Below are 24,685 nucleotides of genomic sequence, written 5' to 3' on the forward strand. Positions count from 1 at the left end.
GCCATGAAGCGCTTCGTGCGATGATGGCTGTTTCGTACCGGAGGCCCTTTGAACCGTCGTCTCGCCGCCCCCGTTGGCATCACCGGAACCGGACAGTGCTTTCCCCCTCGCGTGGTCACCAACGACGACCTCTCCAAGATCATGGAGACCAATGACGAATGGATCCGGACCCGCACCGGCATCCGCGAGCGCCGCTGGGTCGAGCCCGGCACCGGGGCCTCCCAGCTGGGGGCGCCCGCTCTGCAGATGGCGCTGGACAACCGCGGGATCAAGGCTTCCGAGCTGGATCTGATCCTGGTCACCACCGTGACCCCCGACACCCTGTTCCCCGCCACCGCCTGCCGCATCCAACACATGGTGGGTGCCACCAATGCCTTCGGCTTCGACCTGAACGCGGCCTGTTCGGGCTTCCTCTACGCCCTCACCACCGCCGCGAGCCTGGTGGCCGCCGGCGGCGTCAAGCGGGTCGGCGTGGTGGGCGTGGACATCATGTCCACCATCATCAATCTCGAGGACCGGGCGACTTCCGTGCTCTTCGGGGACGGGGCCGGTGCGGTCATCGTGGAGCGGGTCGAGGACGGCCTGGGCATCCTGGACTTCGAGCACAAGGTGGACGGCTCCGGCGGCTGTTTCCTGTACATGCCGGCGGGTGGCTCCCTGAAGCCGGCCACGGCCGAGACGGTCGCCGCCAAGGAACACTACATCCACCAGGCGGGCAGCGAGGTGTTCAAGAACGCCGTCCGGGAGATGGCCGACAACAGCAAGCTGTTGATGGATCGGAACGGCTTCACCGGCGACCAGCTCAAGCTCTTCGTACCCCACCAGGCCAACATCCGCATCATGGATGCCGCGGCCAAGCGGCTGGAGCTCGACCCTTCCCGGATGATGGTGAACATCGACCGCTTCGCCAACACCACCACGGCCACCATCCCCACGGCCCTGCACCAGGCCTTCGAGGAGAAGCGCATGGCCAAGGGCGATTTGGTGGCCCTGGCCGCCTTCGGCGCCGGGTTCACCTGGGGGGCCACGCTGCTCCGCTGGGCCTACTGACCCCTGCATGCGGGTGGTCGCGGGAACCCTGAAGGGGCGCCGGCTGGTGGCGCCGCCCGCCGGGGACCTGAGCGTCCGGCCCACGGCCGACCGGGCCCGGGAGGCCCTGTTCTCCATCCTCCAGCGGTGGGGGCAGGGACCCTTTCTGGACCTCTGCGCGGGGACCGGGGCCGTGGGACTCGAGGCCCACTCCCGGGGGTTCGGGCCGGTGGTGTGCGTGGAATCCGGCGAGCCGGGCTGGACCTGTCTCCGGAGGAACCTCGCGGATGTCCCGGTACAGGCCCTCCGGGCGGATGTGAACCGGCTGAAAGCAGCGACCTTCCGGGATCAGGCCGTGATCTTCCTGGATCCGCCCTACGAGCAGGCGGCCGTCCTGTGGAGCAGGCTGTCCGGCCCATTGCGGTCCTGGATCGCCAGTGACGGGGTCCTGGTTTTCGAAACGGACCGGAAAACCACGCTGGAATTACAGCCCGGATGGAACCTGGCCGAAACACGCGAGTATGGTGCAGCCCGATTCCATTTCTGGATCCCTGCCTGAACTCAGGCTGCAGGCCCCCGTCCGTCTGGGCAGGGCCGAGAGCGAGCTGATCCTCGGCCGTCTCCGCCAGGGGACCTGGATCATCTGGGGGGCGGGCTTCATCGTCGCGACCATCCTCTTCCTGCTGGCCGCCCCGCCGGGCTTCCGCCTCAACGCCAAGGGGCTGGTGATCACCGCGGCCCTCCTAGGCCTGGTGGCCGGATCCTCCCTGTTCCACGTCCGCCAGCTCGGGCGGCTGCTGGCGGACCAGCCGCTGGGGCCCGATGTCTACCGCACCCTGACGCGCTTCCCCCAGGTCTCCTCCCTCCTGCTGTTCCTGCTGGCCCTGGGCCTGTGCTTCGCGACCTACCTGTGGGTCAAGCTCTACCTGGGGCAGAGCCTCTGGGTCAGCTTCATCACCATGGCCATCTTCATGGTGCTGGCGGCCCTGGGCGCCGTCTGCCAGTACTTCCTGGCCAAGCGGAACCTGATGAAGGTCTACAAGATCCTGGCGGGACAGCCCGGATTCTCGGATTCACTGGCGCGCTTCACCACCAGCCTGCGGGCCAAGTTCGGCTTCGGGGTCCTGGGGATCACGGGCGGCGTGCTGCTGCTCTCCATCCTCGTCTCGGGCCTCACCCTGCAGTCCTCCATCCGCACCAAGGTGGCGAGCTACGCGGGCAACGAGCTGGCGAACCTCGCGGATTCCGTGGTGTTCGTGTCGGAGATGAACACCACGCCCGAGGATCTGGATGCCTTCCTCAGCACCCTGAAGCTGGGGGCGGGCGGAGGCGTGTCCCTGCGCCTTCCCGCCGCAAGGGGCGGTGGCATCCTGGGCTCCAGGATCCAGCCGGCCGGAGGCGGGGACATCATCGTGAGCCAGAACCTCCCGGACGGTTCGGAACTCCGGGCCGTGATCCCGGAGGCGGAATACGCCGACGCCATCTGGCGGGCCCTGCGCCCGAACATGGCCATCCTGGCTCTGGCGGCCATCTTCCTGATGTATTTCATCCCGCTGATCCTCCGCGACGTGCAGCAGCCGCTTCTGCTCCTGAGCCGCAACACCCAGCAGGTGGGCGAGGGACGCATCGACCGGCTCGAGCCGGTCTACAGCGACGACGAGGTCGCCTCCCTGGTGCAGGGGTTCGGGCACATGGTCGGCAGCCTGCGGGGGATGGTCGTCCAGATCCGGTCGGCAAGCCGCGACCTGGCCAAGGCCTCCGCCCTGATCCGGGAATCGGGTGACGGCATCCGCCATTCGAACCAGGGTCAGAGGGAGCTCATCGAGGCCTTCCACCAGGAGATCAACGAGCTGACGGATACCTCCATCGGCATCAGCGCCAGTTCCATGGAACTCAGCCTGGCCTCGGAGAGCACCAACGCGACCATCGTGGAGATGGCCGCCAGCGTGCAGCAGATCAACCAGAGCATGGACGAGCTGCTGATGGTGGTGGAGGGCATCACCTCGGCCATCCGGGACTTCGACGTGGCCATCAAGAACGTGGGCAAGAACGTCGACCATCTGGCCGGGCACGCGGAGCACACCAAGGAATTCGCCGAAAACCTGGAGCAGAGCACCTCGGCCATCGACGACAGCGTCAAGATCGCGCAGCGCTACACCAAGAAGGTGATCCACAATGCCGGTCGGGGGATGGAACTGGTGGCCCGGAACCGGGAGAAGATCCAGGTCATCGAGCGGGTCGTGCAGGATTTCCATGGGACCACCCGGACCCTGCTGCAGCTGGGGGCCGACATCGCCAAGATCCTCGACTACATCGGGGACCACGCCCAGCAGACCAACCTGCTGGCCCTGAACGCCGCCATCATCGCCTCCCAGGGGGGCACGGGAGACGGACAGGCCAGGGGTTTCTCCGTCGTCGCCGACGAGATCAAGCAGCTCTCCGAACAGACGGCCCGCTCCACCCAGGAGATCCAGCAGATCATCGGCACCCTCCAGTCCGAGATCCGCAAGGCCTACCAGCAGGTGGAACTCGGCCTGGACGCCGTCCGGGACGGGGCCGAGTCGGTCGGGCAGAGCCAGGAGGCGCTCCAGGCCATCCTGGAATCCGTCAGCGAGACCGACAGCGTGGTGGAGAGCATCCTCAGCGAGACCCTCCAGCAGGCCGGCCAGGCCTCCCTGATCCACGAGGCCAACCGGAACATCCACAACCAGGTGGAAACCATCCGGTCGGTCATCGAGGAACAGCAGCAGACCAGCAACTACATCCTCTCCCTGGCCATGAACGTCCAGCAGGCGACCGCCGTCGTGCGGGACTCGACCAAAGAGCAGAGCACCGGCAGCGACGAGATCGCCAAGGCCACCGAGCAGGTGCGGGCCCTGGCCAGCAACCTGCACGAGATCCTGGCCCGCCAGGAGGACCATGTGGTCTCGCTCAAGGAGACCATGAACCGGGTGCTGGGCAAGGCCATCGAGAGCGAGAAGGCCATCGAGGTCTCCAGCGGCGCCGTGGAGCAGCTCGGGGCCCAGGTCCACATGCTCAATCGGGAAGTGAACCTCTTCAAGCTCTAGGTCCACTGGTAGGCTGGAAGCCGGTTCCACAGGCTCCCCTCCATGTATCGTCTGTCCATCAAGACCAAGCTGAGCGGCGTCATCAGCATCCTGGTCCTCTCGTTCATCGCCTTCAATCTGCTGTACTACCCCCGGTGGGTGGAGCATCAGATCCGCACCCAGGCTGAACTGAGCGCCCGCCAGGTTGCCGAGACGGCGAGCTATGCCCTGGGGCCGGCGGTCAGCACCGGGAACAGCCGGGACATCACCAAGGTGCTGCAGGGGGTGCAGAACATCCCCTCGTTCCGGTTCAGCGCCGTCTATGGCGCCAACGGGGAGGCCCTGGACAGCACCTCCACCACGCCCGACTGGGCCATGGGCCAGGTCCTGAAAGATGGGATCTCGCACACCTACACCCGGCGCGAGGACAACATGCTCGTGGCGGTGGCTCCGGTCTTCTACGAGGAGCCCCGGGCCAACCTGGTGGGGACCCTGATCATCGGGTTCACCACCGAGGGCACCCAGCGGGCCGTGCGGGAGAACATCAAGGCCAGCCTTGCCGTGGGCCTGGTCACCCTGATCCTGGGCATCGGCGTGGCCATCTTCCTCTCCAACCGCTACCTCCTGCCGGTGATCCAGCTGACGGAGGCGGCCCAGAAGGTCGCCCAGGGCAACCTGGAGGCCGTCTCAGTGAAGGTCTACACGCGGGACGAGATCCAGGACCTCAGCCAATCCTTCGAAGTGATGACCGACAAGCTGCGGGTGTCCCGGGATGAGATCGAGCGCCAGAACCGGCTCCTCGAATACCGCGTCCAGGAGCGCACGCGGCAGCTGATGGAAACCATCTGGGAACTGGAGGAGATCCGGGCCAACCTCGAGCAGCTGGTCCAGGACCGGACCCGCGGCCTGGAGCAGAGCCGCTCCGAACTCAAGGCCTGGGCGAACACCCTCGAGGAGAAGGTCCATGAGAAGACCCAGGAGCTGCGCCAGCTCAACGACAACCTGCTGATCAGCTACCAGAAGCTGAAGGAGGTCGACCGCCTGAAGGATGAGTTCCTGGCCAACATGAGCCACGAACTGCGGACCCCCCTGAATTCCATCATCGGGTTCTCGGGCATGCTCATGCAGGACCCGCAGGGCCGCCTCGGGATCGAGGCCCGCGAGGACCTCCAGATCATCTACCAGAACGGCCGGTCGCTTCTCAACCTCATCGATTCGATCCTCGACCTCTCCAAGATCGAGGCGGGCAAGATGGAACTGGAACTGGAGGAGGTCGATCCCGTGCAGCTGCTGGATGAAGTCAGGGCCATGGCGGTCGGGCTCATCAAGGGTCGCCCCATCGACCTCCAGTACCTCCGCCCGGAGGAGGACATCCGCGTCATGGGCGACCGGGACCGGCTGCGGCAGGTCTTCACGAACCTGGCCGGAAACGCCATCAAGTTCACCGAGTCCGGGTCGGTGCGGATTTCCGCCAGCTGCGAGGGGAGACGCTTCAAGGTGCGCATCGAGGACACCGGCATCGGCATGAGCGAGGAGGAGCTGGACCGCCTCTTCAAGCCCTTCCAACAGGTGGACGGGAGCATCACGAGGCGTTTCGGCGGGACCGGTCTGGGCCTGGCGATCAGCCAGCGCTTCATGAGCCTCATGCACGGCCGCATCAACGCCACCAGCAGGAAGGGCGAGGGCAGCACCTTCATCGTCGAGATGCCCCTGGCCACTGGAGCGGGCCGATGAGCACCGCCCCCCGCATCCTCTGCATCGAGGACAACCCCATGAACTGGCGCCTGGTGCAGCGCCTCCTGTCCCAGGCCGGCTATGAGATGCACTGGGCCGATGATGGCCTCAAGGGCTGCGATCTGGCCCTGGCGCTGAAACCCGCCCTGATCCTGCTCGACATCAACCTGCCGGGCCTGTCGGGCTTCGAGGTGGCCACCAAGCTCCGGCAGAACACCAGCATGGACGCCACGCTCATCGTCGCCCTGACGGCCAAGACCATGCGGAGCGACCGGGAGACGGCCCTGGTCACGGGGTGCGACGGGTTCATCCCGAAACCCATCGACCCCTTCCTGTTCGTCGCCCAGGTGGAGGCCTACCTGGGCGGCCGGCGGGACCACCTCGAGCAGGGGCGGGAAGGGGCCGCCCTTCGGCAGTTCAGCCAGCAGGTCGTGGAGCACCTGGAAACGCAGCTGAAGGAGGCCCAGGAAGGCAACCGGAAGCTCCTGGCCGCCCAGTCCGAGCTGGAGCAGCGCAGCCACCACCTCTCCCGCCTCTTGTCGCTCAGCAAGGAGATCATCCCCATCGTGAACGACGGGGACATCCTGTTTCGGGTCCTGGGGCAGCTCCAGGAGGAGCTCCACCTCGACCGACTCCGGGCCTACCGGGTGCATGGCAGCGGGACCTATTTCGAGGGGCTGGAGAAGACACCGGACCATTTCGCCGAGACCACGGTCATCCCCTCCACCCACCCGCTGATCATCTGGGCCAATGGTCTTCCCGATGGCACGATCCTCACCGGCAGCGACCTTCGCCAATCGGCCCCCTGGGAGCAGGGCATCGACCTGGGGCTGTGGTCTCCCAGGGCCCAGGCCCTGCTGCTCCCCCTCCGTAGCCGGTCTGGGGACCAGCATCTCTGGGGGTTCCTGGCCGCCGATCGTCCGGACCAGCCCTTCCTGCCCTTCGAGACGGAGCTGGCGGCCCTCCATGCGGGCATCCTCCAGGTCAGTCTGGAGAACGCCGGGCTCATCGCCCACCTGGCCGACACCAGCCGGGCCCTGGGCACCAGCTACGAGGGGCTCGAATCCGCCTATGAGGCCCTGAAGGAGGCCCAGCGGGCCCTGGGGGCCCAGAACCAGAGGACCGCCCTGGGAACGCTCTTCATGAGCATGGCGCAGCGGCTCCAGTCTCCTGTGGGCGTGCTCAAGCAGGAGAGCGCTGCGCTCTCGGTCTTCATGGAGCGCCCAGAGGTTCCTGCCCCGGAGGACAGGGCGGAGTGCCACCGGTCCATGCACCAGATCTGCGAGGCCGTCTCCCAGGTGGATGGCCTGGTCCGGGGACTGCTCCGCCGCGCAGGGCAGGGCGAGGCGCGCTCCCCCGAATGGATCCACCTCCACGACCTCATGAGCCAGGAACTGGAACTCCTCCGGGCAGAGGGCACGCTCCCGGAGTCCCTGGCGGTGGAGATGAACTTCCAGGCGCCCCGGGATCTCCTCTTCGGGGTGTATTCGGACTTTGCGGAGTTGCTCAGCCACCTGGTCGGCCACGCCGTGCAGGGCCAGGCCGGGCGGATCACCCTGCGAACCTGGGGGGGGAACAGCCACTTCCGCATCGAGCTGGAAGACGATGGCGCCGCCATCGATGAGGCGCTGCTCGACACGGCCTTTGAACCCTTCCCCGACCTTCGGGCAGGGGCCAGTGCCTCCGGCCGGAAGCCGGGCCAGGGGCTTCCCAGCTGTGGCCAGCTCATGAAGGCCTACGGCGGGGCGGTCCAGATCCTGCCGGCGGAACGGGGTTCCCTCGTGCGGATCAGTTTTCCGATGGAGTAGACCCCTATCGGGTCACCCGCTTCTCGATGCGCTTCTCGTATTCCGCCCCGAGCACCAGGCGGTGGACGAAGATGCCCGGCGTGTGGATGGCGTCCGGATCCAGCATCCCGACCTCGACGATCTCCTCCACCTCGGCGATGCAGACCTTCCCGCAGGTGGCTGCCATGGGGTTGAAGTTGCGGGCGGTCTTGCGGAAGACCAGGTTGCCGAGGCGGTCCGCCTTCCAGGCCTTCACCAGGGCGAAATCAGCGAAGATCCCGGTCTCCAGCACACATTCCCGGCCCCGGAGCAGGCGGGTCTCCTTGCCCTCGGCCACCCTGGTGCCGGCCCCGGTGGGGGTGAAGAAGGCCGGGATGCCGGCCCCGCCGGCCCGCATGCGCTCCGCCAAGGTGCCCTGGGGCACCAGCTCGACCTCCAGCTCGCCGCTGAGGAACTGCCGCTCGAATTCCGCGTTCTCGCCCACGTAGCTGCTGACCATCTTCCGGATCTGGCGGTTCTTCAGCAGGATCCCGAGCCCGAAATCATCCACGCCCGCATTGTTGGAATAACAGGTGAGATCCCTCGCGCCGGACTGGGCCAGGGCCGCGATGAGGTGCTCGGGAATGCCGCAGAGGCCGAACCCACCCACGGCGAGGTGGGCACCATCCGGTATGTCCTTCACGGCTTCCAGGGCACTGCTGACGCGCTTGTCGATCATGAATCCGTCCTCGTCGGGGATTTGTTGGGCACTCTTAATCCAGTGTGCCACTTCTGCCATGCTTCTTCGAAGTCACTGTTGTGAAAGGCAGGTCGCATCCATGATCCGGAACCTTCTCCTGCTGGCCGCCCTGGCGCTGCCCGCCGCGGCCCAGGCTCCCGCCCACGGTCAGCCCGCACCCTCCGAAGAGACCGTTCCCGGCGATGGCCTCCGACACGTCAAGGAGGCCCACCTCCGCCATGTCCAGAAGCTCACGGGAACGGGCTCCAACGCCGAGGCCTACTGGTCGAACGACGGGAAGAAGGTCATCTTCCAGAGCACCCGGGACGGCTATCCCTGCGACCAGCTCTACACCATGAACGCCGATGGGACCGAGCAGAAGCGCGTGAGCACCGGTAAGGGCCGCGTCACCTGCGGCTGGTTCCTGCCGGGTGACCGTCAGATCATCTTCGCGAGCACGCACGGAGCGGGGCCCGAGTGCCCCGAGGGACCACCCTTCACGCCGGGCAAGTACCAGTGGCCGGTGTTCCAGGGCTACGACCTCTACCTTGCCAACGCCGATGGCAGCGATGCGAAGCCCTTTCTCGCCTCGCCGGGCTATGACGCCGAAGCCACTGTGGCACCCAATGGCAAGTGGATCATCTTCACCAGTGAACGCAGTGGCGACGTGGATGTCTGGCGCGTCGACCTGGACGGGAAGCACCTGCTGCGCCTCACCGACGGTGTGGGCTACGATGGCGGTGCGGTCTTCAGCCCCGATTCGAAGCTCATCGTCTGGCGCACCAACTACCCCAAGGGCGAGGCGGCCTCGGCGAAATACCGCGACCTGCTGAAGCAGCACCTGGTGGAGCCCATGGACATGGACATCTGGGTGATGAACGCCGACGGCAGCGGCAAGCGGCAGGTGACGAAGCTGCCGGGCGCGGCCTTCGCACCCATCTTCACGCCGGACGGGAAGGGCATCGTCTTTGCCACCAACCACCACGACAACGAAGGCAAGGGCAGGGGCTTCGACCTCTTCCGGATCAACCTGGACGGCACGGGCCTGGAGCGGATCACCTGGACCGGCGTGTTCAACTCCTTCCCCCACTTCAGTCCCGATGGCAGGAAGCTGCTCTGGGTGAGCGGGAGGGCCCCCCGGGGCTCCCGCCAGTTCGACGTGTGCGTGGCGGAGTGGGTGAATTGAGCGCGAAGCTGAAACCAGCCATCTTCCTGGACCGGGACGGCACCTTGAACGAGGAGGTCGACTTCCTCTGCGACCCGGAGCAGCTGGTCCTGGTTCCCGGCGCTGCCGGGGCGGTGGCGCGCCTGAACGCCAGGGGCATCCCCGTGGTGGTGGTCACCAACCAGAGCGGCATCGGCCGCGGCAGGTACGGGTGGCAGGATTTTGCCGCCGTCATGAGCCGCATGGGCACCCTGCTGGCCCTGGAGAACGCCCGCATCGACGCCGTCTATGCCTCCCCGCACCATGAGCACGCCCTCGGGGAGTACGCCGTGGCGGATCATCCGGAGCGGAAGCCGAACCCCGGCATGCTGCTCCGGGCCGCCGAGGAGCACGGCCTCGACCTGACCCGCTCCTGGATGGTGGGCGACAAGGGCATCGATCTGGAAGCCGGCCGCCGGGCCGGTTGCCAGGTGGCCCTCGTCCGGACGGGGTACGGTTCCCGGGTGGATGGTTCCACCGCGGATCTGGTGGCGGAGAGCCTTCCTGAGGCCATCGACTGGATCCTGGCCCGGTGGCCATGATCCTGGTCGAGAAGCCGGGACTGGTGCAGGGCCGCCTGATCCAGCGCTACAAGCGCTTCCTGGCTGACGTGCAGCTGGAGGATGGCAGCGTCGTCACGGCCCACACCACGAACACCGGTTCCATGAAGACCTGCTGGGAACCCGGGGATCGCGTGCTCCTGGAGCCTGCCGCCAATCCCGAGCGCAAGCTGAAGTTCACCTGGCTGGCGGTGGAACGGCCCGGCGGCTGGGTGGGCGTGGAAACGGGCATGCCCAACCGCGTCGTGGCCGAGGCGGCTCGCCGGGACGCGCTGCCCGGCCTGACGGGCCTCCACGGCGTTCACACGGAAGTCGCCTACGGGGGTGAGCGCAGCCGCATCGACGTGCTGGCCCTGGATGGAGAGGGGCGCCAGGTCTTCATCGAGGTGAAGAACACCACGCTGAAGGAGGGACCCTGGGCCCTGTTCCCGGACGCCGTCACGGAACGGGGCACCAAGCACCTGCGGGAGCTCCAGGCGATGGTGCGGGAGGGCCACCGGGCCGCCATCGCCCTGTTCGTGCACCGCATGGACGTGGACCGTTTCGACGCCGCGCGCGAGATCGACCCCGGCTATGCGGCGGAACTGGACCGCGCCGCGAAGACCGGAGTGATGGTGCTGCCCCTGGCTGTGCGCCTCGTCACAAGGCAGGAGCCAAGCGGTCTGTGGAACCTCGGGTGGGAATTACCGGGCCTTCTGCCCTGGGTTCCCCGGCGATAGACTGGGGAGTCCTGCTGGAGCCTCCATGTCGATTGCTGCATCCGAACTGATGAAGACCCCACTGAATGCCGCCCACCGGGCCCTGAATGCCAAGATGGTGGATTTCGGCGGCTGGGACATGCCCGTGCAGTATCCCGCGGGCATCATCGCCGAGCATGAGGCGGTCCGCACCAAGGCTGGTCTCTTCGACGTGAGCCACATGGGCGAGATCCGCGTGAAGGGTCCCGGGGCCCTGGCCCTGGTGGAGCACCTGACGCCCAACGCCGTCTCCAAGCTGGCCATCGGCCAGGTCCACTACACGGCCTTCCTCTACGAGAACGGCACCTTCGTGGACGATCTGCTGGTCTACCGCGAGGGCGACGAGGAGTTCCTGCTGGTGGTGAACGCGGGCAACTCCGACAAGGACTTCGCCTGGGTGCAGCAGCACGCTCCCGCTTTTGATTGCACGGTGGTGAACGAAAGCCCCGCGACGGGGCAGATCGCCCTCCAGGGGCCCCTGTCCCTCGAGATCCTCCAGCCGCTCACGACGACGCCGCTGGAGCCCATCGGGTACTACTTCTTCACCCACGGCGAGGTGGCTGGCATCAAGTGCCTCATCAGCCGCACCGGCTACACCGGCGAGGACGGGTTCGAGCTCTACTGCGCCGCCGGCGACACCGAGAAGGTCTGGAACGCCGTCATGGCCGCCGGCACGCCCAAGGGCCTGCTGCCTGCGGGCCTGGGCTGCCGCAACACCCTGCGCCTGGAATGCAAGATGGCCCTCTACGGCCACGAGATCGACGACACCATCCACGCCCTGGAAGCCGGGCTCGGCTGGATCGTGAAGCTGGACCACAGCGACTTCATCGGCCGCGAGGCCCTCCTGGCCGCCAAGGCCGCGCCGGCCCCCCGCAAGCTGGTCGGGTTCAAGACCCTCGAGAAGCGCGACATCGCCCGCGACCACATGCCCGTGGTGCAGGATGGCAAGCAGATCGGCTTCGTCACGAGCGCGGCGCCCTCCCCCACCTGCGGCTTCAATCTCGGGCTGGCCTACGTGCCCACGGAACTGGCCAAAATCGGCGGCACCATCCAGATCGAGATCCGCGGCCGGGCCGTCAACGCCGAGATCATCCCGACACCCTTCTACAAGCGGGCCAAGTAGCCTTTCCCCATCCGTGCATTCCACCCCCTCCCGGAGGATCCATGTTCCCTGCCGACCTGAAATACACCAAGGACCACGAGTGGCTGAAGCCCGCGGGCGATGGCACGGCCCTGGTGGGCATCACCCAGTACGCGCAGGAGGCCCTGGGCGACGTGGTGTTCGTGGACCTGCCGGAGGCGGGCGCCTCCTTTGCCGAAGGCGAGGAGTTCGGGACGGTCGAATCCGTGAAGACGGTCTCCGAGCTGAACATGCCCACGGCCGGCGAAGTGCTCGAAGTGAACGCCGCGCTGGGCGATCATCCCGAGGCCGTCAATGAAGATCCCTATGGCAAGGGCTGGATGGTGAAGGTGAAGCTGACCGGCGAGCTGGCCGGTCTTCTGGATGCCACGGCCTATGCGGCCCTGGTGAGCGCGGAAAGCCACTAGCCCCATGCCAGCCCTGGTCCTGGCCAGCCTCCTTTGGGGGATGGCGCCGCTGCAGGCGCCACCCCTGGCCCAGGTTCCAGTGACCACGGTCCCGGTGCGGGCCGCGGAGTCCGATGCCATCCGCATCCAGCGGCTGCGGGCGCTGGTGGAGGCCGCGGAGAAGGCCGTCGAAGACAGCGATGAGAAGGCGGCCGCGACCAGATTCGAGGAGGCGGACGTCCTCACCGCGGACTGGTCTCCCGAGCTGCTGAAGCTGGTCGAGGTTCAGGAACTCCTCCTCCGTCTGAAGGAGGTCCAGGAGCAGATCCCCGCCGGAGATGCCACCGAACCGGAGCCCGGCCTGAAGGCCCAGGAGGAGGTGGTCTCCATCACCGGCGAGGAGCTCCGCGCCGAGTCGGAGCTCGTGCGGTCTGCCGAGCAGGGCGCCAGCTACGACTACCCCATCGACCTCAATGACAAGGTGCTCACCTGGGTGAGCCTCTTCAGCAGCACCAAGCGTGGCTTCATGGAGAACGCCCTGGGTCGGGCCTCCCAGTACATGCCCATGATCCGGCAGGTCTTCGCCGAGGAAGGCGTGCCCTCCGACCTGGCCTACCTCGCCGTCATCGAGTCCGGTTTCCGGAACGAGGCCAAGAGCCGTGCGAAGGCCGTGGGGATGTGGCAGTTCATCCGCTCCACAGGCCGCATCTACGGGCTGAAGGGCACAGCCTGGGTGGAGGAGCGCCGCGACCCCGTGAAGGCCACGAGGGCCGCCGCCCGCTACCTCAAACGGCTCTACGAGATCACGGGCGACTGGTATCTGGCCGCCTCCAGCTACAACGCCGGCCCCCTCACCTTGGAACGGGCCATCCAGAACGTGGGCACCCGGAATTTCTGGGATCTGGCGCGATCCCGGTGGCTGCGGACCGAGACGAAGAATTACGTTCCGGAGCTGTGCGCCGCCATCCTGGTGGGCCGGAATCCCGAACGCTATGGTCTCCGGATCCTCCCGCTCACGCCCTACGCCTATGAGACGGTCCCCGTCCCCTCCATGACCAGCCTCACGGTGCTGGCCCGCTGCGCGGGCACGGACGCCACCACGCTGAAGGCCCTGAATCCGGAGCTGCTGAGAGGCTCCACGCCCCCCGGGGCCTATCTGCTGCGCGTGCCGCCGGGCAGGGCCATGGATTGCCTGCGCCAGCTGGCCCACATGCCGAACGGGAAGCGACTGGATTTCCCGGGTTACACCGTGAAGAAGGGTGACACCCTCGCGAAGGTCGCCCAGCGCTTCAAGCTGAGTCCCGAGGATCTGCTGCTGGCCAATGATCTGACGGTGAAGCAGTTCAAGCCCGGCAGGCGACTCCTGGTGCCCCCGCCTCCAGCGTCCCCCGTGGAAGCCCGGGACCTGGTCCCGGGCATCGAGCGGGTCAAGGCCCTCGGCGACCGGCCCCTGCCGCCGCTTCCTGCGGTGCCACGCGAGCTCGAAGGCCCCACGGAAAGCCCGGCCGCACCTCGCCAGGAACCTGCGCCCGTGGCGCAGACCAAGGTGCCGGATGGCCCCGGGGTCGTGCCGACCCTGGAGGCACCCGCGCCCGTTCCGACGGCGCCGGCTGCGGGCGCCACCCTGCGGGCGAAGGCGGGCGATACCCTGGCGAAGCTGGCGAGGCGCCACCAGGTGCCGCTGGGCGAGCTCATGCGCCTGAATCCCCAGGCCGCCAAGGCCCTGCACCCGGGGGATGAGGTCCGCCTTCCGGGCGCCGTGGCCGCCGTCCCAAGCGCAAGCCCAGTGGCCTCCTTCCACCGGGTGCAGAAGGGAGATGCCCTCGCCACCATCGCCCGCAAGTACGGGGTGGAGGCGAAGGATCTCAAGGCCTGGAACGGGCTGAAGGGCGACCGCATCCAGGTCGGCCAGAAGTTGCGGCTGGCTCCCCGCTGATCGGTGCTTGCAGAAGCGCGGAAGGGGTGTGATACTGGTTCTTCCCGATTGGGGCCATAGCTCAGCTGGGAGAGCGCTTGCATGGCATGCAAGAGGTCGTCGGTTCGATCCCGATTGGCTCCACCAAACAGAAGGCCACCGCAAGGTGGCCTTCTTGCTGAGAACGGACACGGCCGGACATGCTCGCATCCCTCAACCACGTCGATCTGCGCTTCGGCCCCCAGGAGGTGCTGAAGGACGTGACCTGGGCCATCCAGGAGGGCGAGTGCTGGGGCGTCATCGGCCGCAACGGCGCCGGCAAGAGCACGGTCTTCAAGCTGCTGCTGGGCCAGCTGGAGGCCGATGCCGGGACCGTCGTGAAACCCACGAGGGAACGCGGCATTCGCATGGGCCACTACGCCCAGGATCTGGTTCCCGAGACGCAGGGCAGCGTGCTGGAAGAGGCGCTGGCCGCCTTTGGCGACGTCGAGAAGCTGCAGCACGAGATGCGCGACCTGGAGCATCGCATGGGCGAGGCCGGCGCCGATCTCACGGAGGTGATGGAGCGCTACCAGAAGGTGACCGAGGCCTTCGAGCACCTGGATGGCTTCACCATCCGTGCCCGGGCCGAGAGCATCCTGCAGTCCCTGGGTTTCAGCGCGGCGGATTTCGAGCGCTCCGTGGAGACGCTGTCCGGTGGCCAGAAGAGCCGCGTGATGCTGGCCAAGGCCATTCTCAAGGGCCAGGACCTGCTGCTGCTGGACGAGCCCACCAACCACCTGGACCTGCCCAGCCTGCGCTGGCTGGAGGGCTTCATCCAGGAGGTGGATGCCACAGTGGCCATCATCAGCCACGACCGCTACTTCCTGGACAAGATCGCCACCGAGATCCTGGAGCTGGAGCAGGGCCGTTCGCGGGTCTACGAGGGCAACTACTCCGAGTTCATGGAGAAGAAGGAACAGGAGCTGGAGCTGCTGGAGCGGCACTACGAGCAGCAGCAGGCCTACATCAAGAACCAGGAAGAGTACATCCGCCGCAACATTGCCGGGCAGAACACCAAGCAGGCCCGGGGCCGGCGCACGCACCTCTCCAAGCTGAACCGCATCCAGAAGCCCCTGCGGGACCGCCGGAAGGTGAAGTTCAGCTTTCCGGAAACCCAGCGCAGCGGCGACGTGGCGCTGGTGCTGGAGAACGCCAGCGTGGGCTGGGGCGGGAAGCCGCTCTACGCGCCCCTGGAGCAGCTCCAGATCAAGCGCGGCCAGAAGATGGGCATCGTGGGTCTCAATGGCACGGGCAAGTCCACCCTGCTGAAGGCCATCTCCGAGGAGATCCCCTTCATCACCGGCCAGGCCCGCCTGGGCAGCCAGGTGAAGGTGGGCTACTTCGACCAGCACCACCGCAACCTGGATCCCCGGAACACGGTGTTCCAGCAGATCCATGGCGTGACGCCGCAGGCCGTGAAGCAGGACGTGCTGGGCTTCCTCGCCAAGTTCCAGTTCCGGGGTGACGAGGTGGACAAGCCCGTCACGGCGCTCTCCGGCGGTGAACGGGCGCGGCTCAGCATCGCCACGCTCATCCGTCACGGCGTGAACCTGCTGCTGCTGGACGAACCCACCAACCACATGGACATCCCCAGCATGGAGGCCATGGAGGACACCATCCTCAGCTTCACGGGCGCAGCCATCGTCGTGACCCATGACCGCTACCTGCTGGGCCGCGTGGCGGATTCCCTGCTGCGCATCCACGAAGGCAAGGCCGAGTTCCGCGAAGGCGGCTATGAGGACCATCAGGCGTGGGTGGATCTCGACCTGGGCAGCGAAGACGAAGCAGGCAGTGCCGAGTCGGAGCCAGCCAAGAAACCCGCTTCGCCGCCGGTGAAGCACAGCCCTGCGGTGAAGCCGCAGAGTCATGAACCAAGGCCCGCCAAGCCCCAGCCCATCGACAAGGACAAGCAGCGGGCCACCAAGCGCTTCGAGCGGCAGGTGGCCGAGGCCGAGGCCAAGGTGGCGGACCTGGAAGGCCGGTTGGCAGAGCTCCAGAAGGAGATGGCCACCATGGATCCCACGGACTGGCAGGCCTTCAGCGCCCGCCTGGACGCGCAGAAGGCCCTGGAGGCTGACCTGGCCTATGCCATGAGCGACTGGGAAGCCGCCCAGGGGGCCCTGGAGGAAGCGCAGCGCTGACGCCTGCCAGGCACTAGAAATGCTTCAGCGTCAGGTCGATCAGTCGCCGCACGAAGCCCGTATAGGGCGGGTACATGAGCTGGAGGGCTGAGAAGCGGGTGCGCTGGCGCAGGATGCCCCGGGCATTGGAGAAGGTCTCGAAGCCGTGGCGGCCGTGGGCCTTGCCGAAGCCCGAGGTGTTCACGCCCCCCGTGGGCAGGCCGGTGTGGGCGAAGTGCAAGAGGGTGTCGTTGATGCAGCCGCCCCCGGCGGTGGTGCGGCCGATGAGGGCTTCCGCGTTCCGGCGGCTGCCGCTGAACACGTAAAGGGCCAAAGGTTTCGGCCGGGCGTTCACGAAGGCCACGGCCGCGTCCATGTCCTGCACCTTCAGGATGGGGAGCAGGGGGCCGAAGATCTCCTCCTGCATGATGGGCGAGGCGGGATCCACCTCCGTGAGCAGGGTCGGTTCCATGTACCGGGTGGCGGGGTCGTTCTCGCCTCCGAACACCACCACCCCCCGGGAATCCTGTAGCAGGCGCAGCAACCGGGCGTGGTGATGGTCGTGGATGATGCGGGCCAGATCCGGGTTCAGCCTCCGGGTGTCGGCCTCAGCACCGTAGAAGTCCACCAGTGCCCGTTTCAGGGCCTCCACCAGGGCGGCATGCACCCGCTCGTGGACCAGCACGTAGTCCGGGGCCACGCAGGTCTGGCCCGCGTTCACGCACTTGCCCCAGGCGATCTTGCGGGCGGCGTTCTCCAGGTCGGCGTCCGCGTCGACGAGCACCGGCGACTTGCCGCCCAGTTCCAGCGTCACGGAGCTCAGGTGCTCGGCGGCGGCCTTCATGACCACCTTGCCCACGGCGGGGCTGCCCGTGAAGAAGACGTGGTCGAAGGGCAGGGCCAGCAGGGCCTGGGCCGTGTCTGCCTCACCTTCCACCAGGGTCACCTCCTCCTCCGGAAACAGCCCACCCAGGAGTTTGCGGAGGAAGGCGTTGGTACGGGGCGTGAACTCCGAGGGCTTGATCACCGCGCAGTTGCCCGCGGCGAGGGCCGACACCAGGGGACCCAGGGTGAGGTAGATGGGGTAGTTCCAGGGGGCGATGATGAGCACCACGCCCCGGGGTTCGTGAATGATGGTGCCGGCGCTGCCGAGCAGGCCGATGGGGGTGGGCACCCGGCGGGGCTTCATCCAGCGGGGCAGATGGCGCAGGGCATCCTTGAGCTCGGAGATGACCGGATACAGCTCTGTCAGGTCCACTTCCTCCGGGGCCTTCCGGAAGTCTGCCGCCAGGGCCGCCTGGGCCTCGGCGCGGTGGGCCATGAGGGCCTCCAGGAGGGCCCGGAGCTTCGCCTTCCGCTGGTCGGCCGAGGTGGCGGCCACCCGCCACCGGGCGCCCTGCTGGCGGGCGAAGAGTGCTTCGATGGAGGGGGAGGCCATGGGGACTCTGGTCAGTGGGTCCTGCCCATCCTACAGGATCAGCCCTCCGGCAGGCTGGCCCGGGTTCGCGACGCCTCACGGCGCCACATCGTGATCAGCCAGAGGGCCAGGATGGCGTTGAAGATCAGCCCGAAGAGCGCCTCGCCATTGAAGATGCGCACCTGTCCCCCGAAGAGCCCGGCATGGCCGGTGTAGACGTTGCCGAGCACGATGGGATTCCAGAGGTTCCAGCTGAGGTGCAGCACCGCGCAGGGCCAGACGGAGCGTCCCCAGAGGTAGAGGGCCGCGAAGGGCACGGCGGCGGCGGCGATGGAGAGGAGGAACACCGCGTTCAGCACCGGGTGTCCCTTCTGGGCCGAGGAGAAGATCACGGGCAGGTGGAAGCTTGCCCACACGGGCATGGTGATGGCCACGGCCACCAGGGGCCGATCCGCCCAGCGCCGCACCAGGTGGCCCCGCCAGCCCATCTCCTCGCCCAGTTCCCCTGGAAAGACCCCATGGATGAGGAAGGTGGGCACGAAAAGGGCCGCCCGGAAGGCGTGGTGCAGCCAGCTCCAGGGCGAGGGCAGGGCCGCCTTCAGGCGATCCGGCCACTGGGCCCGGTAGGCGGTGGCCACCAGCAGCCAGGGCAGCAGGAGGACCACCCAGGCCGCGGCCGCGAAGCCCAGGGCCGGAAGGCCCTGGAAGCCCAGGTTCTTCGAGATCCCGAACTTGAACTCGGCCAGGGGCCGCAGGTAGATGAAGTCGGCCCGGCCTGAGAGGGCGCGCCAAAGATAGGCTAGGCCCAGGCAGACCAGGATCATGATCCAGGGGTAGGCCATGGCCAGCAGCCAGGGACGCCAACCTGTGAACGCGAACCCCGCCGCCCTTGGCGCCTCCCGCCGGAAGGCCCAGGCGCAGCCCATGGCCACGAAGGCCGGGATGCACATGAGCAGGCGGATGAGGATGAACCGGCGCTCGTCCAGCAGCCACCAGGCGCCCACGCCCCAGCTGAGCAGCAGGGCCAGGGCGATGAACCAGAGGGTCTCCTTGCGGGTGGGCATGCGGGCTCCGGGTGGGGTTCGGAGTAGCCTACGCGCCTTCGCTTCGGGAGATGAGTCCCAAGTCCGGAAAATGGAACGGGTGTTTCAGGGCCTCAGACCCAGGCCATCTCGGCGGTGAAGTGGCGCAGATACTTGCTCTGCTTGACGATCTCCACGCCGCGGATCTCCCTGGCCTTGGCCTTCACCTCGGCGATGACTTCGGCGGCGAAGTCGAAGTGGCTCTGGGTGTACATGCGGCGGGGGAAGGCCAGGCGCACCAGCTCCATGCTGTGGTAGGTCTCCGTGCCATCGTCCAGGCGTTTGCCGAACATGACCGAGCCGATCTCCACGCCGCGGATGCCGCCTTCCAGATACAGCGCATTGCAGAGGGCCCAGGCCGGGTACTGCGCCACGGGCATGTCCGGCAGCACGGTCTTGGCGTCGATGTAGACGGCGTGGCCGCCCGTAGGCTTCACGAAGCCGACGCCCGCGGCCTCCAGCTTCTCGCCCAGATATTCAGCCGTGCGCAGGCGGTAGCGGAGGTAGTCCTCCTCCATGCCTTCTTCGAGCCCCACGGCCAGGGCATCCAGGTCGCGCCCGGCCAGGCCGCCGTAGGTGGGGAACCCCTCGGTGAGGATGAGCATGTTGCGGACGGGATCCAGCCACTCGTCGCTGCGCAGCATGATGAAGCCGCCGATGTTCACCATGCCGTCCTTCTTGGCGCTCATGGTGCAGCCGTCGGCGTAGCTGAACATCTCCTGGCAGATGGCCTTGATGGGGGTGTCCTGGTAGCCGTCCTCGCGCAGCTTGATGAACATGGCGTTCTCGGCGAAGCGGCAGACGTCCATGATGAAGGGCTTGCCGTGCTGCTTGAGGAGCTTGGCGTAGGCCCGGATGTTGGCCATGGAGACCGGCTGGCCACCCCCCGTGTTGTTGGTGACCGTGATCATGCCGAAGGGAATGCGGTGGCCCTCGGACTTCAGGACGGCCTCCACTCGCGCGAGGTCGATGTTGCCCTTGAAGGGGTGGATGAGGCTGGGCTGCAGGCCTTCGGGAATGACGAGATCCACGGCCTCCACGCCGTTGAATTCGAGGTTGGCCCGGGTGGTGTCGAAGTGGCAGTTGTTGGGGACCAGGTCCCCCTTCTTGCAAACGGCGCTGAACAGGACCTTCTCGGCGGCCCGGCCCTGGTGGGTGGGGATGAAGTGATCCATCCCGGTGATGTCCTTGAGCACCGCTTCCAGGCGGAAGAAGCTGCGGGAGCCGGCATAGCTTTCGTCGCCGACCATGATGGCGCCCCACTGGGCCGAGCTCATGGCGCCCGTGCCCGAGTCCGTCAGCCAGTCCAGCAGCACGTCCTCGGCCCGCAGCTTGAAGACGTTCAGCTTCGCGGCCTCCAGCATCCCCAGGCGCTCCTGGGAGGTGGTCATGCGGATGGGCTCGACGGACTTGATGCGGAAGGGTTCGATCATGGTGCGGGGCATGGCGGCTCCAGGCAGAACCCCCAGGCTACCGAAGGCTGGCGGGAAGGAGGTCACAAGGGGACTGGTATCGCAGACCACCCTAGGCGATCCTGGATGGCTTGGAGCATGCGCATGAGTCTTCTGCTGGCCGTGGATGTGGGCAATACCAACGTGGTGCTGGGGATCTTCGACCTGGCCCAGGGGCCGGACGCGCCGCTGCTCCACTCCTGGCGCCTGGCCACCAGCCGCGAGCGCACCGTGGACGAGTACGGGCTCTCGGCCCTGGCCCTCATGCGCCACCAGGGCATCGAGGCCAGCCAGATCAAGCACGTGGCCATCTCCTGCGTGGTGCCCCCCCTGCATCCCGTGCTCATGAGCCTCGCCAAGACCTTCTTCCACGTGGACGCCTTCTACGTCGAGCCCGGCGTGAAGACCGGCGTGAAGGTGCTCATCGACAACCCGTCGGAGCTGGGTGCCGACCGCTTGGTGAACGCCGTGGCGGGCATCGAGAAGTTCGGGGCGCCCCTCATCGTGGTGGACTTCGGCACCGCCACGACCTTCGACGTGATCAATGCCAAGAAGGAATACCTGGGCGGCCTCATCTGCCCGGGCCTGAAGATCAGCGCCGATGCCCTGTTCCAGCGGGCCAGCCGCCTGCCGCGGGTGGAGATCGCCGAGCCCGACCGCCTGGTGGGCCGGAATACCGTCCAGGCCATGCAGTCCGGCATCTTCTACGGCTACGTGGGCCTGGTGGACGGCATCCTGGACCGCCTGCTGGAGGAGTGCCCCGAGGCCAAGGTGGCCGCCACGGGCGGTCTGGGGCAGGTCATCGCGCCCCACACCAGGCACATCAAGCACATCGCCCCGAACCTCACCCTGGATGGCCTGCGCATCCTCTGGTTCCGCAACCAGGGCAGCGGTCGGAAGTAGCATGCCGGTGCCGCTGATCCGGCTGGCCGTGGTGGACTCCACCCAGGCCTTCCTCCGGCGGAACCCCCAACTGGGCTTCTGCACGGTACTCGCCGACCGGCAGAGCGAAGGGCGGGGTCGCCAGGGCAACCGCTGGGAGAGCGCCGCCGGAGAGGGCCTCTGGATGTCTGCCGCCCTGCCGGCCCCGGCCGGCGTGGCCCCGGGCCTCGTCCTCCAGCGGGCCATGGCCGCCACCGCCCGAGTGCTGGATCCCGAGGGTCGAGCCCTGGGCCTCAAGTGGCCCAATGACCTGGTGGCCCGGAAAGAGGGCCGTCTGGTGAAGCTGGGGGGCATCCTGGGCGAGCAGGTCGGCGGGCGGCTCATCCTCGGGCTGGGGGTGAACTTGACGGGGGCCCCGGAGATCCCCGGCCGGGCCGTGCCACCCGCCTGCCTGGCGGACCTGGGGTTCCGCGGCCTGGATCCAGTCGAGTTGGCTGGCGCTATCGTTCATCTATGGACTGATTTGACGGAAAACATTCAACTCCTTTTCCAGTGGCCGGAGTCGGGTGATGCCCTGCGCTGGGAGGACGGGCAGGGCACCTGTCTGGGCTGGGAGTCCGATGGGCGGCTGAAGGTGGCCACGGCCGAGGGGATCCGGCGGCTCAGCGCGGGGGACGTGGCCGGGCTGGCCTGATCAGAGTACCGACCGGATCTCGGTTTCGCTGAGGATCCTCGGACTGTTCTTGGCGGTCTGGAGGATGCGGTCGACGCGTTCGGGGCTGGGATCATAGCCGTTCATCTCGAGCCAGTAGACGACATTGCTGTGGCCGGCCATGGGGCCGATTTCGATCTCCTGGCGTCGGCCCACCAAGGCCGCTGGGACCCCGGAGTACACGGCATCGGCCAGTTCCACATCCCCGCGGTGCAGGGCCTTCACGATGGCGGCGGCATGGACGCCGGTACCGGTGCGGAAGGCATCCCGGCCCAGCACGGGGTAGTTGGCCGGGATCTCCACGTCGCACAGTTCGGCCACCAGCTCGGCCAGGGCGGGCAGGTCCGAGAGGTCCCCCTTGGGAAAGCCCATGAGGTGCAGGTTGATCATGAGCTGATCCATGGCGACGTTGCCGCAGCGCTCGCCGATGCCGAGGATGCTGCCGTGCAGCCGGTCCGCGCCCGCCTCGAAGGCGGCGATGGCGTTGGCCACGCCCAGGCCCCGGTCGTTGTGGCCGTGCCAGTCGATGCGCACCGAGCGATCCTTCACCACCTCGTCCTTGATGAACCGCAGCAGGCGCCGCACGCCATCGGGGGTGGCGTGGCCACAGGTGTCCGACAGGCAGATGGACTGGGCGCCCTCGTCCAGGGCGGCGCTGTAGATGGCCTTGAGCACATCCGGCCGGGCCCGGGTGCTGTCCTCGGTCACCATCATCACGGGCACTTCCTGACGGCGGCAGAAGGCGATGGCCTTGCGGGCCGTGGCCACCAGAAAGCCCAGGTCCCAGCCCTCCACGTCCATGCGGATGGGGCTGGAGCCCAGGAAGGCGCCCGCTTCGAGGGGCATGCCAGCCCGCTGCTGGATCTCGGCCACCTGGGCGAGGTCGGCCTCCAGGGTGCGGACGGCGACATTGGGGGAGATGGGCAGGCGGTGGTCCCGGATCTCCACCATGAGGGCCCGCACGGCCGCCAGGGCCTTGGGGCCCGCGCCAGGCATGCCGAGGTCCACGGCATCCACCCCCAGGCGGGCCAGGCGATGGGTGAGATCCCGTTTGGCGGCGATGTCGGGATCGCGGACCGAGGGGCTCTGCAGGCCGTCCCGCAGGGTCTCGTCGTTCAGCAGGGGGATCCGGTCGCCCCTGGCGGGAAGGCCGTTCCAGTCGTTGATCAGTTCGTCGAGGGTCATGGAGAAACTAGACTACGGTGACTTCAATCCAGCGGTCCAGCAGGGTTCCCAGGAGGGCGCCCTTGTCGAGGAAGGCCTCCATCTCCGGATCGACGTCTCCGGCGGCATCCAGGATGAGGTGCAGGCGCTGGTCGTCCACTTCCACGGCCAGGTGGCGCACGGACTGCCGCCGCCGCCGGTCAAGGGCATCGGCGGCGCGGAGGATGGCCGCCAGCTTGCGCACCACCTGGCGGTGCCAGGGCGCCAGGGCCCGGAAGGCCTCGTGCTTCGCGTGATGGGGCGCCTTGCCCCGGTGGAAGCGCACCACCTGGGCCAGCAGGTCCACCTCCTCCGGCCAGAAACCGGGCAGGGCGGCATTGCGGACGAGGTATTCCCCGTGCTTGTGATGGCCCTTCTCGGCGATGGAGAAGCCGATGTCGTGCAGACGGGCCGCGTAGGCCAGCCACTGGCGCTCGGTGTCGCCCAGCTCGAAGTGGGGCTGCAGGGAGGTGAAGAGCTCATCGGCCAGCCGGGCCACGTGGCGGCTGTGGCCCGGGTCCGGGTCAAGCCGGGCGGCTAGCTGTTCGACGGAGGCCCGGCGGCGGTCCGCCAGCGGCGGGATGGCGGCGCCGCCGTGCTTGAGGGCCTCCCAGATCATGCCCTCGCGCAGGCCCACGGGCAGGTGGCGCAGGGGCGGGCAGCCCAGCCACTCCATCAGCGAGAGTGCCCAGATGGCGCCCACGTGCAGCACCTCGGCTCGCTTGGGATCGATCCCCAGGCGCTCGATGCGCTGCTGGGCATCCGTGCGCCAGAGCCGGAGGGTGAAGTCCCGGAGCTGCTCGATGGTCAGGGGCTGGCCTGCCGGAACTCCCTTCATGAGCTCCTCCAGGGTCCCGGAGGTGCCCAGAATCAGGGCCGGTTCGGGCAGGACGGAAGGCAGGTCCTTGCGGGCCTTCTTCAGGATGCGGCGGATCATCTTCCGGAGTTGCCTGAGGTCGGTCGCCGTGGGGGGATTGGCGGTCTGGGCCGCGTCCGCCAGCCGCTGCAGGCCCCAGGGCAGCGAGATGCTGGCCGCCACGCGGCCGCCCTGCACCCAGGTCAGCTCGGTGCTGCCGCCGCCGATGTCCACCAGCGCCACGGGCTCCGGCGGGAAGGGGATCGCGTGGGAGACGGCCTGGTGGATGAGGCGGGCCTCCTCTTCGCCGGAGATCACCTGGATGGGAATGCCGAGCTTTTCGGCCTCCAGCACGAAGGCCTGGGCGTTGTTCGCGTCGCGCAGGGCCGCCGTGCCGCAGGCCATGATGGTGTCGCAGCCGAAATCCCGGATGAGCCTGGCCATCTGTCCCAGGGCCTCGAGGCCGGCGCGGAAGGCTTCGGGTCCGATCTCCCCCGACTTCGCCTCGCCCCTGGCCAGGCGCACCATGGCCTTCTCCCGGGCCATCACGCGCTGACCGCCCATGGGATCGGCTTCCACCACCATCATGTGGATGGAGTTCGACCCGACATCGATGGCTGCGATCCGCATGGGACGATTGTGGCCAATGCCGCCATCCTTGA

General features: G+C 67.6%; 20 protein-coding genes and 1 tRNA gene. 15 read left to right on the forward strand and 6 right to left on the reverse strand.

Translation table 11 applies throughout. From position 1 onward, the window contains the following. Nucleotides 1-48 precede the first annotated feature (48 nt). From QOZ81_RS08235 to QOZ81_RS08255, 5 genes are read left to right on the forward strand one after another with little or no spacing between them, the layout of a single operon-like run. Entirely contained in the window at nucleotides 49-1,050 is a 1,002-nt protein-coding gene (locus QOZ81_RS08235) for a beta-ketoacyl-ACP synthase III (RefSeq protein WP_291199023.1), read from the forward strand. Nucleotides 1,051-1,057: 7 nt separating this feature from the next. Further along, a complete protein-coding gene (locus tag QOZ81_RS08240; protein ID WP_291199021.1) occupies nucleotides 1,058-1,588 on the forward strand; it encodes an RsmD family RNA methyltransferase in 531 nt (176 codons plus the stop codon). Next, nucleotides 1,554-4,097, forward strand: coding sequence for a methyl-accepting chemotaxis protein (locus tag QOZ81_RS08245; RefSeq protein WP_291199019.1), 2,544 nt, complete (start codon nucleotides 1,554-1,556; stop codon nucleotides 4,095-4,097). Before QOZ81_RS08240 ends, QOZ81_RS08245 begins: the two co-directional genes overlap by 35 nt. 42 nt (nucleotides 4,098-4,139) lie before the next feature. Then, the gene (locus QOZ81_RS08250) at nucleotides 4,140-5,810 is read left to right on the forward strand and encodes a sensor histidine kinase (RefSeq protein WP_291199017.1); all 1,671 of its coding nucleotides are present in this window, start codon (nucleotides 4,140-4,142) and stop codon (nucleotides 5,808-5,810) included. Continuing rightward, on the forward strand, nucleotides 5,807-7,618 hold the full coding sequence (locus QOZ81_RS08255; RefSeq protein WP_291199015.1) for a response regulator: 1,812 nt from the start codon (nucleotides 5,807-5,809) through the stop codon (nucleotides 7,616-7,618). Before QOZ81_RS08250 ends, QOZ81_RS08255 begins: the two co-directional genes overlap by 4 nt. A 4-nt stretch (nucleotides 7,619-7,622) precedes the next feature. Here QOZ81_RS08255 and QOZ81_RS08260 read toward each other — a convergent pair whose 3' ends face one another. Further along, nucleotides 7,623-8,315 carry a CoA transferase subunit A gene (locus QOZ81_RS08260; protein ID WP_300715372.1) on the reverse strand — a complete coding sequence of 231 codons (693 nt, stop codon included), beginning with the start codon at nucleotides 8,313-8,315 and terminating at the stop codon, nucleotides 7,623-7,625. Nucleotides 8,316-8,415: 100 nt separating this feature from the next. On the opposite strand from QOZ81_RS08260, the gene QOZ81_RS08265 reads away from it, so the two are divergent. From QOZ81_RS08265 to QOZ81_RS08300, 8 genes are all read left to right on the forward strand, one after another. Then, entirely contained in the window at nucleotides 8,416-9,501 is a 1,086-nt protein-coding gene (locus QOZ81_RS08265) for a TolB family protein (protein ID WP_291199011.1), read from the forward strand. Then, nucleotides 9,498-10,061: a D-glycero-alpha-D-manno-heptose-1,7-bisphosphate 7-phosphatase gene (locus tag QOZ81_RS08270; protein ID WP_291199009.1), complete on the forward strand. Its 564-nt coding sequence runs from the start codon at nucleotides 9,498-9,500 to the stop codon at nucleotides 10,059-10,061. The genes QOZ81_RS08265 and QOZ81_RS08270 overlap by 4 nt, the downstream gene beginning before the upstream one ends. Beyond that, nucleotides 10,058-10,798, forward strand: coding sequence for a DNA/RNA nuclease SfsA (sfsA, locus tag QOZ81_RS08275; protein WP_291207538.1), 741 nt, complete (start codon nucleotides 10,058-10,060; stop codon nucleotides 10,796-10,798). The genes QOZ81_RS08270 and sfsA overlap by 4 nt, the downstream gene beginning before the upstream one ends. Nucleotides 10,799-10,823: 25 nt before the next feature. Further along, entirely contained in the window at nucleotides 10,824-11,939 is a 1,116-nt protein-coding gene (gene gcvT / locus QOZ81_RS08280) for a glycine cleavage system aminomethyltransferase GcvT (RefSeq protein WP_291199007.1), read from the forward strand. A 41-nt stretch (nucleotides 11,940-11,980) separates the two neighbouring features. Further along, a complete protein-coding gene (gcvH, locus tag QOZ81_RS08285) occupies nucleotides 11,981-12,364 on the forward strand; it encodes a glycine cleavage system protein GcvH (RefSeq protein WP_291199005.1) in 384 nt (127 codons plus the stop codon). Nucleotides 12,365-12,368: 4 nt separating this feature from the next. Next, nucleotides 12,369-14,279 (forward strand): LysM peptidoglycan-binding domain-containing protein, encoded by a 1,911-nt coding sequence (locus tag QOZ81_RS08290; protein WP_291199003.1) that lies wholly within the window; start codon nucleotides 12,369-12,371, stop codon nucleotides 14,277-14,279. A 50-nt stretch (nucleotides 14,280-14,329) separates the two neighbouring features. Continuing rightward, nucleotides 14,330-14,405 (forward strand) — tRNA-Ala (locus tag QOZ81_RS08295). Between the two features lie 53 nt (nucleotides 14,406-14,458). Beyond that, on the forward strand, nucleotides 14,459-16,441 hold the full coding sequence (locus QOZ81_RS08300; RefSeq protein WP_291199001.1) for an ABC-F family ATP-binding cassette domain-containing protein: 1,983 nt from the start codon (nucleotides 14,459-14,461) through the stop codon (nucleotides 16,439-16,441). A gap of 13 nt (nucleotides 16,442-16,454) precedes the next feature. Here QOZ81_RS08300 and QOZ81_RS08305 read toward each other — a convergent pair whose 3' ends face one another. The 3 genes from QOZ81_RS08305 to QOZ81_RS08315 all read right to left on the reverse strand — a co-directional run bounded on the left by QOZ81_RS08305 (nucleotide 16,455) and on the right by QOZ81_RS08315 (nucleotide 20,364). Beyond that, nucleotides 16,455-17,858 (reverse strand): aldehyde dehydrogenase family protein, encoded by a 1,404-nt coding sequence (locus QOZ81_RS08305; protein ID WP_291198999.1) that lies wholly within the window; start codon nucleotides 17,856-17,858, stop codon nucleotides 16,455-16,457. Between the two features lie 38 nt (nucleotides 17,859-17,896). Continuing rightward, nucleotides 17,897-18,901 carry a CPBP family glutamic-type intramembrane protease gene (locus QOZ81_RS08310; protein ID WP_291198997.1) on the reverse strand — a complete coding sequence of 335 codons (1,005 nt, stop codon included), beginning with the start codon at nucleotides 18,899-18,901 and terminating at the stop codon, nucleotides 17,897-17,899. A 92-nt stretch (nucleotides 18,902-18,993) separates the two neighbouring features. Then, nucleotides 18,994-20,364, reverse strand: a complete 1,371-nt coding sequence (locus tag QOZ81_RS08315) for a tryptophanase (RefSeq protein WP_291198995.1) — start codon at nucleotides 20,362-20,364, stop codon at nucleotides 18,994-18,996. A gap of 111 nt (nucleotides 20,365-20,475) precedes the next feature. On the opposite strand from QOZ81_RS08315, the gene QOZ81_RS08320 reads away from it, so the two are divergent. Together QOZ81_RS08320 and QOZ81_RS08325 are read left to right on the forward strand one after the other, a co-directional pair. Further along, nucleotides 20,476-21,273: a type III pantothenate kinase gene (locus tag QOZ81_RS08320; protein WP_291198993.1), complete on the forward strand. Its 798-nt coding sequence runs from the start codon at nucleotides 20,476-20,478 to the stop codon at nucleotides 21,271-21,273. 1 nt (nucleotide 21,274) lies between these two features. Then, nucleotides 21,275-21,946: a biotin--[acetyl-CoA-carboxylase] ligase gene (locus tag QOZ81_RS08325; protein ID WP_291198991.1), complete on the forward strand. Its 672-nt coding sequence runs from the start codon at nucleotides 21,275-21,277 to the stop codon at nucleotides 21,944-21,946. Here the strand turns inward: QOZ81_RS08325 and QOZ81_RS08330 are convergent, their stop codons facing one another. Together QOZ81_RS08330 and QOZ81_RS08335 are read right to left on the reverse strand one after the other, a co-directional pair. Beyond that, complete coding sequence (locus tag QOZ81_RS08330) at nucleotides 21,947-23,149, reverse strand: LeuA family protein (protein WP_291198990.1); 1,203 nt, start codon at nucleotides 23,147-23,149, stop codon at nucleotides 21,947-21,949. A gap of 7 nt (nucleotides 23,150-23,156) precedes the next feature. Continuing rightward, entirely contained in the window at nucleotides 23,157-24,653 is a 1,497-nt protein-coding gene (locus tag QOZ81_RS08335; RefSeq protein WP_291198989.1) for a Ppx/GppA phosphatase family protein, read from the reverse strand. Nucleotides 24,654-24,685 lie beyond the last annotated feature (32 nt).

This window comes from Geothrix sp., from assembly GCF_030219325.1.
GTDB lineage: Bacteria > Acidobacteriota > Holophagae > Holophagales > Holophagaceae > Geothrix.